We start from the raw sequence: 12104 nt of genomic DNA on the forward strand, positions 1-12104 counted from the left end.
ATTCAAGGAACTTAAGATGAAGAATACAATAATGACACCGATACTGCTGTGCGCCTCGCTATTTACCTCAGCGCAAGAGGCTTATATCAGCAGTTACGGCAACGCTTGGGTCAACAACGATATTGACGCCAGCAAGCAATATATAACTCAAGCAGGAATTGCCCCATGGCAGGATAAGCAGCTTAGATTTAATCACTATTTTTATGCCAATAACGTTGGCACCTATACCCTCTATTTACACCTTGAGAAACCAAGTGCACCAAGTACATTGCTGGTAACGCATAACAATAAACAAGTGACGCTTAACCTCGATAGACAAAGCCCGACTAAGGTTAAAGTCGGTGACTTTGCTGTGACACAAGTTGGCTATCAAACGGTCCAAATAGCCGGTGACACATTAGCCAAAGGGCGAAACAGTACCTTCCCCGCCATTACCGGGCTCAGTCTCGATGGCGAGGCCATGACCCCTGCACCTAACTATGTCAAAGAAGACTTTTACTGGGGTCGTCGCGGCCCTTCAGTACACCTTTCCTATACCGTACCTGACAAAAAGGACTATAACTGGTTTTACAACGAAGTGACGGTGCCATCTGGCTATGATCCACAAGGTTCGTATTTTATGGCGAATGGTTTTGGCGAAGGTTACTTTGGTATTCAGGTAAACTCACCCAGCGAGCGCCGCGTGCTGTTTTCGGTTTGGAGCCCATATCAAACGGATGATCCGAGCACGATTCCTGACAATCTTAAAATCAAATTACTCGCTAAAGGCGACGGCGTTTACGTCGGTGAATTTGGCAATGAAGGTTCTGGAGGACAAAGCTATTTACGTTATAACTGGCAGCCAGATACGACATATCGCTTTTTAGTCAATATCGAGCCCAGTACGACTTATGAAGGCCATACTGAATATCGCGGCTATTTTTATGCGCCGGAAACCGGCCAATGGAAGCTAATCGCAGCCTTTAGCCGCCCTGAAACCAACACCTATGTTGCAAGACCGCATAGCTTTTTGGAAAACTTTTTACCCGAAGCTGGACAGTTTGAGCGTAAGGCATTTTATAATCGCCAGTTTTTGCGTGACACCCAAGGTAACTGGGTTGAGTTAAATCAGGCTAAATTCACTTATGACGCCACCGCCAGAAAAGGGTCGCGTTTGGATTATCAAGGTGGTGAGGAGCAAAACCGTTTTTACTTACGTAACACCGGTTTCTTCACGGGACCCACACCTTATCTCAGCGAATTCACTCGCCCTAGCAGCAATGATGCGCCGGTGATCCCATGGCAGTCACTACAGGCACACCCTTAATTTAAATGATAGCTTCTCTCTGGTCGGCCAATGCTACCGTAGCTTTGGTCGGCTTTTACTTCTTCTATACTAACCAAAAACTCTAAATAGCGCCGAGCGGTTGAGCGGCTCACCCCCACCAATTCTCCCATTTGGGTTGCTGTAAACACCTGCTTGGGCTGACTTTGAAATGCCGTACGAATTTTTTCCAAAGTAAGTGGGTCAACGCCTTTAGGTAGTCTAGCCGTACTTTGTACGCTCGCCTGTTCACTACCAAATAAGGTGTCGACCATAGATTGCGTCACTTCATTGGCACCATCCAAACACTGCTGACGTGCTTCAAAGCGGGCGAGTGCGAGGTCGAGCCGTTCCAAGATCAGCGGTTTAACTAAAAAATCACAGACTCCCAGACGGATCGCTTTTTCTAGCGTCGCCACTTCTTTTGCTGCGGTGATCAGCATCACTTCGCTTTTACAGCCTTGCTCGCGTAGCATCTTTAAAAACTCAAGACCGTTACCATCGGGTAGATAAATATCCAATAAAATTAAGTCGGCTTGTATCGCACTCAACAGTACCGTCGCGGTAGAAACATTGTCGCTACTGGCCACCACCCGATATTGCCCTTGCCTTGCGCTACTTGGTGTTGCTGGTGTCACTAGGTATTGCGCTAATAATTGTGCCACAGCTACTTCATCTTCGATGATCACCACAGAATAAGTCATTGTTATTGCTCTTTTACTTGCTTGGGAATAAAGACCGTGATCCTTGCACCAAGTAATTCAGACTCCCCAACCTCTAAGGTTCCGTGGCAGGAATCAAGATTTGTTTTTACGAGATATAAGCCAACACCATGTTGGTCGCCGGACTTAGTACTAAACTGCGGCGTAAACGCCTCTTCGACATTACCAATCAGTCCAGTGCCGCTATCTTCAACATCAAAGATAATATCCTGAACTGTTTCATCCACTGTTACGACCACTTTGGCAGGCCGTAACTGTGCCGTCGTTCTCGCCGCTTCGATGGCATTATCGATGAGATTACCTAATATTGAAACTATTCGTTCCAACATCTCTTTTTGATGGATAGCGCACAGCGCACTGTCGGAACTCACCTCTAGTGCCACATTATGCTCTCGCGCTTTATGGTATTTACCGAGTAATAAGCCCGCGATCACTGGCTCTTGTATATAGGTGAGGAGGTTTTCAATTTGCGCTTGTGAGCCTTGGCTTTCTTGACCTATCAGCTCAATCGCTTTGTCATATTGTGCCATTTGGATAAGCGCGCCAATGGTATTTAACTTGTTTGAATAGTCGTGCGTTTGCACTCTCAACAGTTCTGCAAAAGCCTGTACTTTAGTGAGCTGCTTTGACACATACTCTAGTTCATCGGAGGGTCGCATACTCAGTAAAATACCTTCGTGTTGACCTTGCACTTGCAGCGCAAACCGCGATAACACCAAACGCTTGTCAGCAACAAATAGCTCAAAACCAACTAAAGGGCGATTGGGATTATGCAACAAGAAGTCGCTATGCTCTGGCAACAGATCGCTCAGGTGCAAACCTTGCTTACTCAAGCCGCGAGGCTTTTCGAGAATTTCGCACGCACGTTGATTCAAACGACGCACGCTGCCATCAGGGTCAAGCGCGATAATCCCCGTCCGTACGGTATTCAGTATCGCCTCTTGCTCTGCAAATAAGCGCCCGATTTCATCTGGTTGCAGGCCAAAAATGGCTTGGCGGACACGTCGACCAATCCAAATTGCGGCAATGACACTGAGCAGTAACACCGCTGCTGCTCCAACAAAAACGGCAATGCTGCGCTGCAACACCAACGACTCGACGGATTGCACTAAAAAGCCTACCGAGACTAAACCAATCACCTCACCAGCGGGAGAATACACAGGCACTTTACCGCGAATAGACTCACCTAAACTGCCCTGTGCAGTCGAGATATAACTCTCTCCTGACAGTGCGGCTTGACTATCCCCTCCGACCATAGTGCGACCAATTTTTTGCTCATCTGGGTGGGCGATACGTCGCGTTTCGGTGTCACCAATGACGATAAAATCTGCGCCAGTTGCCTGGCGCAGCAGCTCAACATTAGTATTGAGGCGTTGGATCTGTGAGCTATCCCTATCTGCTATGAGTGCCGTCATAACATCTTCACGAACCGCCACCGCCTTAGCCAAAGCCAAGGCTTTTTCTCCCACTTCCTGATGTAAGCTTTGCGTAATAACCTGATACACCAGCGCGGTAAATAAGCATGCTTGGATCACACACAAGCCCACAACCCAAGTGATCAGTCGCGTTTCTAAGCGTTTTGGTCTGCGTGCTAATTTTTGTGATTGCGACACACCTATTTCCTCACTGCTGGGTTACTGCGCAACTTTTCGTTGCTGGAAGTACTCTTTTAATGGGATCAACAACACTAACATGGCAAGCGCAAATATGCCTAAAGTTAGTGGCCTCTCCCAAATAAAGCTAATAGAGCCATCCGAAATCATCATGGCGCGGCGGTAATTGCGTTCGATCATATCGCCAAGAATAAACCCAAGGAGCAAAGGTGCCATCGGGAAACTCAATAATCTCAGCACCACCGCCACCAAGGCAAAACCTACCATCATAAACAAATCGAAGGTATTAAATGACACCAGATAAACGCCAATCAAGCTAAAGAATAAAATCATCACCGTGAGGACCGAGCGTGGCAGAGTCAAAGCCTTTGCAAAATAAGGGATCAGTGGCAAATTTAAAATCAGCAGCACAATGTTGCCAAAATACATGCTTACAATTACCGACCAAAACACCGTAGGATTATCCTGCATTAACGTAGGACCCGGCTGAATACCATAAGCAATCAGCGCCCCTAACATAATCGCAGTGGTGCCAGACCCCGGGATCCCAAGCGTTAACAAGGGCACAAATGACCCAGTACAAGCAGCATTGTTTGCCGACTCAGGTGCCGCTAAGCCGCGGATTTCACCACGCCCAAAACGCTCACGAATGGCTTTTGGTGCCAAATTTCGCTCCGTTGCATAAGCCATAAAACTCGCAATCGTTGCGCCAGCCCCCGGCAATACGCCAATGATAAACCCTAAAATCGAAGAGCGCCCCACAACTGGCGCCATTTCTTTCACTTCAGCGCCTGATAATTTTGTTGAGCCAATAACGGGGGTGTCATCATCATTCGAACCTTGATTAGCTTTTTCAGGACGGATCACGTTGATCAACGCCTCAGACAATGCAAAGGTTGCCATTGCGACCAACAAAAAGCTTACGCCGTCTAGCAAGTCTGCCTGACCAAAGGTAAAACGCTCAGTTCCAGATGAAGGGTCTATTCCCACCGTCGACAACATCAAGCCAAATACAGTCATCATCATGGCTTTTAAAAATTGCCCTTTTGCAGAAAAAGCAGCAATCGCAGTCAAGCCCAAAAACATCAACATCACATAGTCTGGAGACTGAAAGCTTAAGCTCACTTTTGCAAGTAGTGGTGCGGCTATCATGAGCATCAACGCACCAATCGTTCCGCCAGTAAATGAAGCATAAGCGGCAATAGCCAAAGCCTTACCCGCATGTCCTCGTTTTGCCATTGGATAGCCGTCAAATGACGATGCCACAGTACCAGCTACACCGGGAGCGTTAATCAAAATAGAGGAAGTCGAGCCACCAAAAATAGCGCCGTAATATACGCCCGCCATTAAGATCATACCGGAGTCGGCACCGATGTTGTAAGTGATAGGGATCATCAACGCAATCGCCGTGATTGGCCCTAAGCCGGGCAACATGCCGATAAACGTACCGACAAAGCAGCCAACAATTACGTACAGTAAGTTTTGCCACATAAAGGCCGTGGACAGGCCAACTAAAATACCGTCTAACATGGCTTAACTCCAAAAATCACCTGGAACCAGATAGATCCCAAGTAGCTGCGTCATAATGGCCCAAAACACGATAACCACAGGTACTGACGCCAATAACAAAATTTGCTTACGTCGCTCACCCATAATTAAAAAGCCACAGCCTAAAAACAAAATGGTCGAAACAATAAACCCGAGTTCTTCAAGCACACTGCTGTAGATAAGCATCAATACAATCAGTGCTGCACATTGGGCTATGGTTGCCTTGGAGGTAGTCTCTGCTTTTTCACGTGTATCAGGTGCAGGGACGCCTTTAAACAGTGTTGCGGCAATCGACAAAAGACAAACAACAATGCCAATCAGCGCGTATACCTTAGGCAAAGTTGCTGAGTTTACCGCCTCGTACTCTTCAAAAGGCATAATCGGGATCTGCCAAGCAGATACCGCATAGAGTGAAAACAGAATTAAAAACAGCACTGGGCCTAACAATTCTCGGTTTAACATAGTGAATTACCCACTTTTAGGTGATGCAGTAACCTCACTGCAACCACCTATTTAATTTAATCAGCGTCTAACGAAACCCAATTCTTCCATCACCACTTTCAGCTGTGCTTCTTGTGCCTCTAGCGCCTCAATAAACTCGTGCTGTGGCTTAAATAGATTCAACCAACCGTTGCGTGCGCGCACCGCTTCCCACTCTTTGCTTTGCACCAGTTTTTGTAATCTCACGGTATATTCGTCGAGTTTTGCTTGAGGGAAATCCGGAGCCGCAAAAAAACCACGCCAGTTAACAAATTCCATGTCATAGCCTAAAGACTTCAGGGTTGGGATCTCTGGATAGTCCGCGATAGGCTCTGGCGCAGTAACAGCAAGAATGCGCGCCTGACCACTTTTTGCCATGTCGAGCGCTTCACTTAATCCGGTCGAGAGCATCTTCACCTCGCCAGACAATAAACCGGCCTTAGCTTTGCCACCGGCATCGTAAGGAATGTAACGCAGCTTACGACCATCAACGCCTGCTGCTTTTACAGCTTGTGCTGCAACGAGATGATCCATACTGCCGCGAGCAGAACCACCCGCAACGGTCACAGAGCCCGGGTTTACTTCTAGACGAGCAATCACCTCCTGCCAGCTCTTAAAAGGCGAATCATCACGCACCACGAATGCACCATAATCGGCAATTACGCTGGCAACGGGCGTTAAATCACGATAACTATAGGGGATCTTACCCGACAACGCGCGCAGCACGATTGGCGTTGAATTAACCATCAACATATCGCCTTTTTTATTGCCCGATTCAATCAAATAAGCAATAGCACGGCCGCCACCACCGCCTGACATATTCTGAAACGATGCATTGGACTCAAGCCCTGATTTCACTAACGCCTCGCCCACAGCTCGAGCCGTGGTATCCCAGCCACCACCTGGACCACCGGGAATTAAAAAGTGGGTATCCGCTAATACCTGAGTAGACATCATCGCCACGCCAGCCATTGCTAACTTGAGATGCTTTAATGCAAACTTCATAACCTGCTCCCGTTAAAATAGATACTGCAAGCGTGCAGCAAAGCCAAATCCTGAATCTTCGTCACCAACCAACGCGGTACTTCCAGCGCCTGAAACATCCGCATAGACAAGGTTAGCCATGAACTTTAAGCTGCTGGAATGGTAATAGGTACCGCCCAGTGTGTAGGCGTCGACTTGCGTGCCTTGGTTGGCGTTTTCAGCATCCATGCTGGAAATACGTGCAACCAACTCCCACGCATTTTTTACCCCTTTAGGCTGCTTAAATACCGCAGAGCTTGCGGAATATTGTTTGTGTTCACCGGTCAGGAAATAGCTCAAAGACAAGTGATAACCCGAAATATCTCCCCCATCTAATGCAGAAGTAGGGTCGAGGGTATCTAAGTTGCGTGTGGCATATTCGGCCTCAAGCATAAAGGCATTATGTTGATAAGCGAGTTCTAACCCGGCTTGTGACATGCTATCAAGGGCAACGACATCACCGCCTGCAGCATAATCCACGAGGCGCACTTTGGCTTCGCGTACTTCACCGCGAGCAAGGCGATTACCCAGCGTAGCACCGCCCATATCACGGTACGAACCCCAACCACCTAAATGCAGGGTTTTACCGGGAGTGTGTTGCGACCAAGTCAAACGCCCCGAATAGGCAAGTGCCAGACGGTCATCTTGGTCACGCCCAGATGCACCAAAGGCGTCGTTTTTATATACCCCTAACGCATAGCGAAAACCGGAATCTTTAAAATATTGATAAGCTGATGCGCCCCATCGAAAGTAAGGAGAAAACGTATCAGCGATAGAGCTGCGCTCTATGGTATTGATGTGTTTGCTGCTGGTGAGCGCATTCAGGGTGATATCTTCTCTTAATTTACCAAACTGAAAGCGCGGGCCGTTGTTCCAGCCGGTATAACGCACTCTTACAGTGACTATCTCGGCATCGCCTTCAGCAAAATCGAGTAGTAACTTGTGTTCCCAGTCGCCTTGCTCACTCTCTACATAGGTGCGGATCCGGCGCGGAAAAAAGTCGCTGGCGGCATTACCCTCATTATCGGCGCTGTATGCACCACTAAAATGGTTAAAATCGAGTTGTACACGCCCACCAAACTCAAGGTTCAGTGATTTATTGGACTGTAATTCCTTTAATTGCGCTTCTAGCTTTGCAACCTTGCTGGCTAGTGCTTCATCTTGTTGTGCCAAAACGGGGCAAGCAGTTACTGCAATTAATGACATTGCTGCAACTGGCTTCATTATTGTTGTTCTCATTGCTCTGTACTCATTTGTCTTAAACGTATTGTGACTAGCGACTACAACCTGCTATCAAGTACGAGCTTATTGTTAACCCTCAATTAACCATAGATTGCGGAAATAAGTTGATTAAGTTGAGTAAAACGCGTTTTGTGCATAAAAATCATGAGCAATATGCACAAAACCCAAAGTAGTGTGGAAATAAATAACGAGTGAAGCGAAAGTATGACTACTGCGTTAATCAAAATATCTAAGATGTGGATGATGAATTAACCTAGCTTTTCTCTGAAGCTCTGGAAACGGTGAGCCTACAAAGCTCAATATAGAATAATACTTTGCCCCTAGAATAAGCAGAAATAAGACACACAACACACCAAAAACCATCACATTAATAAAACAATACACTCAATAAATTTAAATTTGGTGTAATTCCAATCACTTAGATCTAAATAAGAATTATTTTCAAAAAGAACGTTGACAGCCCTTCAAATCTAATTGATAATCACTATCAACAAGGCGAGAGTGACGGCTCAACTTGTTATCACAATAGTTTCTTGACCCGAAACAAGGCTGGTATCCACAACTACCAAGGACGTTAGCAGGCACTTGCATTGCTCCTCGTATTTAGACGCTAACTCCACTTTTTACTTGCTACATTGCTCATATCGGTGACGGTAGATATGAAATCAAAAAGCCCTGCTCAGGGCTTTTTTTATGCCCAAAATTTATTTTCACTTCGGTATTTCCTAGAAAAACAGCCACACTAATATTAATGAGAATTATTTTCAAAAAAGTATTGACTCATTGTTAAATCTAACTGATAATCACTATCAACAAGACGGCAACGTGTTGTTTCGCCAACTCAGTTAGTAAGGTTGATAGTTGTAAAGCCCTGTCTACCTGATGTACTCACTACCTTGAGATTGGCATTAGTACTCTAGTTTGTTTCTCGACCCTGAAACACGGCTGGCCAACGTTAATGGCTTGAATGAACTTAACTCAGTCGCCCCTAAACCTGACTAAGTTTATTCTCACAATTTACTTGCTACATTGCTCATATCGGTGACGGTAGATATGAACGTAAAAAGCCCTGCTCAGGGCTTTTTTTATGCCTAAAATTTATACCAATTGAATTAATTCTCTAATCAATTTGAAGGGTGAAATAGCATATTAGCTTCGTTAAAAATTTCTCATTTAGAACAACTAAATAGCAAAATTTTTGCCTTGCTACTAAAGCTATTTCCCTGCTTCAAGATAGATCATTTACTTAATACAACTGGTATTATATCTATTTTCAGCACTTACCGAAAAACAGCCGTACAAATATTAATGAGAATTATTTTCAAAAAGGTATTGACCTAACGGCTAATCTAATTGATAATCAATATCAACAAGAGAACATGCTCTTGCTGATTCGACCCTGAATCGTGTTGTCGGTGATGTGCTACAACGCCCCTTGATGTGTATCACTGGCAACCACTTTTTACTTGCTACATTGCTCATATCGGTGACGGTAGATATGAATCAAAAGGCCCTGCTCAGGGCTTTTTTTATGCCTACATTTTCTATCAGCGTTTGTTCAGCTGTAATGTCGTGTAATCGTTTTCTTTTACTAGAATCCGTATCATTCTATTTTTCCAAAAATAACAATAATATGAACGCTCGACGCTACCGTTATAACATGTTGTTAAGTCTGCTGCTGCTGGTAGGGTTTATTTTCACCAGCTGGATAAGTATCGAGCATGCTAAACAATCGTTGTATAAAGGGGTGAGCGATGATGCTCTGCCACTCACCAGCCATCTGATTGATTTAGATATACAAAAACGGCTTCAAGCTCCAATTATTGTTTCTCAGCAAATGGCAAATAACGTCTTTATTAAACGCTGGCTAACGTCTTCACAGCAAGACCCTGCGCTTATTTTCACCTACTTAGAAGATACTCGAGCTTTACATCACGCAAAAACAAGCTTTTTAGTGGATGACAAGAGCCTCATTTATTACCACTTTGATGGTAACACCCAGCAATTAGACATTCGCGCCAAACAAAACGATTGGTACCGAGAAAGCTTGCACAGCGATGCTGACTATGCGCTCAATGTTGATATAGACCCAAGAGATAACAACGAAGCCATTGTTTACGTCAATCATAAAATAAGGCAAAACAACGATGTAATTGGCGTTGTTGGGGTTGGCATCTTATTGGCTGATTTACATAATTTAATCGAACAATACGAAGCCAGCTACGCACGCAAACTGTACTTTATTGACCACAAAGGCAGGCTATTATTTTTTAACGATCAGACCCTATCAGGCACCAGTATTCATGATCGTTTTCCAACCCAAGCAACGGCGCTGCTCAATCAATCCGAATATCAATTTCGGTTGGAAACCGACGACCATGCCGAGTTTGTCCATTCGCGCTATTTGGACTCTATAGGCTGGTATTTAATTGTTGAGCAAACAATAGATAAATCCAGTGGAATAAGCGACATACTCACAACCAATTTATGGGTAGGGAGCCTAGTCACCTTATTAATATTGGCCGTAGCGCAGTTGACGTTTAACCATTATCAAAAACGCTTAGAAAAAATGGCGAAGTACGACAAACTCACCGATACCTTTAATCGTCAAGCCTTCGAGCCACAGCTTCAGCATCATTTAGCGAAAGCGCGTACCCAATCAACCCCTGTAGTAATGTTGATGATGGACATTGACCACTTTAAACAAGTGAACGATCAACATGGCCATGTGGTAGGCGACAGAGTGCTGCAATGCTTCTCGAACGTATGTAAACGCCAGATAGAAAACAACGGTTTGTTGTGCCGCTGGGGAGGTGAAGAATTTATGGTATTGCTACCCAAAGCGACGTTAGAACAAGGAATTGCGATTGCTGAGAAGATCCATGTTGCTCTAGAGCAGGCGGAATGTGAGGTCAAAGTGACAGTCAGTATTGGCGTTGCACAATACCATATTGATGAATCAGAAGATGGTTTTATAAAGCGCGCCGATGCCGCGCTCTATCGTGCCAAACAAGGCCGGAATCAAACCAAATTCGCCGCTTAGCGGCGATTCTTACGCGCTCTTGCGCGGCGCTGACGTTTTTCGTCTTCACGCGCGGCCTTTTTAGCCTCAGCTTGTGCTCGTAACTCAGCAACCATTTCTTCTTCCGACTCTCGCATTTCCGGCGTTTCCATCGTGATCTGTCCGATAACAGCATCGCGCAGTTCGTTGATTAAAATCTCCGACATCTTATGCGTATCGACCTGATTGCCGCCCTTTACACAACCACGCTTGCGGCCAGCCATCTCGATAAATGTCCAATCACAGTCCGGTAATTCGTCGAGCTTGTAACGTGCTTTTAAAAGCTCTGGATATGCACCTAGCAGATATTCAGCGGTGTAACTCGCCACTTCTTCATAATTGATAGCCGTATCGCGAATAGCACCCGTTGCCGCCAAACGATAGCCCGAGTTTTCGTTCTCAACCTTTGGCCACAACATACCCGGCGTATCGTAAAGCATAATGCCGTCTTCAAGCTTAATACGCTGTTGCGCTTTAGTTACCGCTGGTTCATTACCTGTTTTTGCAACAATTCTGCCAGCAAGTGTATTGATAAGTGTCGATTTACCCACATTTGGAATACCCATGATCATGGCTTTTAGCTGCTTATCTTGACCCACTTTATGAGGTGCAAGCTTTTTGCAAAGCGCATTAATACGCTGTACTTCATTCGCCTTATCATGACCAAACGCCAGCGCTTTTACACCGCTCTCACGTTCAAAATACTCCATCCACTGCTTGGTCAGTTCAGGATCGGCAAGGTCCGCTTTGTTCATGATTTTGATAACAGGCTTGTCACCACGTAACTGCCCTACCATCGGGTTTTCGCTACTGTATGGAATACGAGCATCCAGCACTTCAATAATGACATCCATCTGCGGCATGATCTCTTTGATCTCATTGCGCGCTTTATTCATATGCCCTGGGAACCACTGTATTGCCATTATAACCACCTGTATTAATTAACTTTAAAAGCTCATATGTTGAACACCTTGCCAAGCTCACACCTACCATAGCGCCATTCGTACGAAGCAAGAGATAAGTAAAGGATACAACATAGGGTACTAAACGCTTTTAATACAGCAGCAGTACCTCATCACTAAGTTGGTTATTCTACTATAAATTGACAGGAT

Annotated in this window: 9 protein-coding genes; 2 read left to right on the forward strand and 7 right to left on the reverse strand. The window is 45.4% G+C overall.

Going from position 1 to position 12104, the window contains the following annotated elements:
* Positions 1-16 precede the first annotated feature (16 nt).
* Entirely contained in the window at positions 17-1306 is a 1290-nt protein-coding gene (locus GSF13_RS23610) for a DUF3472 domain-containing protein (protein ID WP_206473470.1), read from the forward strand.
* Here GSF13_RS23610 and GSF13_RS23615 read toward each other — a convergent pair.
* From GSF13_RS23615 to GSF13_RS23640, 6 genes are read right to left on the reverse strand one after another with little or no spacing between them, the layout of a single operon-like run.
* On the reverse strand, positions 1303-2007 hold the full coding sequence (locus GSF13_RS23615) for a response regulator (protein WP_069021687.1): 705 nt from the start codon (positions 2005-2007) through the stop codon (positions 1303-1305). The genes GSF13_RS23610 and GSF13_RS23615 overlap by 4 nt on opposite strands.
* 2 nt (positions 2008-2009) lie before the next feature.
* Positions 2010-3638 carry a sensor histidine kinase gene (locus GSF13_RS23620; protein WP_174170231.1) on the reverse strand — a complete coding sequence of 543 codons (1629 nt, stop codon included), beginning with the start codon at positions 3636-3638 and terminating at the stop codon, positions 2010-2012.
* A gap of 21 nt (positions 3639-3659) precedes the next feature.
* A complete protein-coding gene (locus GSF13_RS23625) occupies positions 3660-5168 on the reverse strand; it encodes a tripartite tricarboxylate transporter permease (RefSeq protein WP_211867296.1) in 1509 nt (502 codons plus the stop codon).
* 3 nt (positions 5169-5171) lie between these two features.
* Positions 5172-5648, reverse strand: a complete 477-nt coding sequence (locus tag GSF13_RS23630; RefSeq protein WP_211867298.1) for a tripartite tricarboxylate transporter TctB family protein — start codon at positions 5646-5648, stop codon at positions 5172-5174.
* A 60-nt stretch (positions 5649-5708) separates the two neighbouring features.
* Positions 5709-6671, reverse strand: coding sequence for a tripartite tricarboxylate transporter substrate-binding protein (locus tag GSF13_RS23635; RefSeq protein WP_211867300.1), 963 nt, complete (start codon positions 6669-6671; stop codon positions 5709-5711).
* 12 nt (positions 6672-6683) lie between these two features.
* Entirely contained in the window at positions 6684-7913 is a 1230-nt protein-coding gene (locus GSF13_RS23640) for a porin (RefSeq protein ID WP_174170292.1), read from the reverse strand.
* Positions 7914-9564: 1651 nt separating this feature from the next.
* Between GSF13_RS23640 and GSF13_RS23645 the strand changes: the two genes are divergently transcribed.
* Complete coding sequence (locus tag GSF13_RS23645) at positions 9565-10974, forward strand: sensor domain-containing diguanylate cyclase (protein WP_174170228.1); 1410 nt, start codon at positions 9565-9567, stop codon at positions 10972-10974.
* Here GSF13_RS23645 and ylqF read toward each other — a convergent pair.
* Entirely contained in the window at positions 10971-11915 is a 945-nt protein-coding gene (ylqF, locus tag GSF13_RS23650; RefSeq protein WP_039493363.1) for a ribosome biogenesis GTPase YlqF, read from the reverse strand. The genes GSF13_RS23645 and ylqF overlap by 4 nt on opposite strands.
* Positions 11916-12104 lie beyond the last annotated feature (189 nt).

The sequence above is a fragment of the Pseudoalteromonas sp. M8 genome, assembly GCF_018141365.1.
Classification (GTDB): Bacteria; Pseudomonadota; Gammaproteobacteria; order Enterobacterales; family Alteromonadaceae; genus Pseudoalteromonas.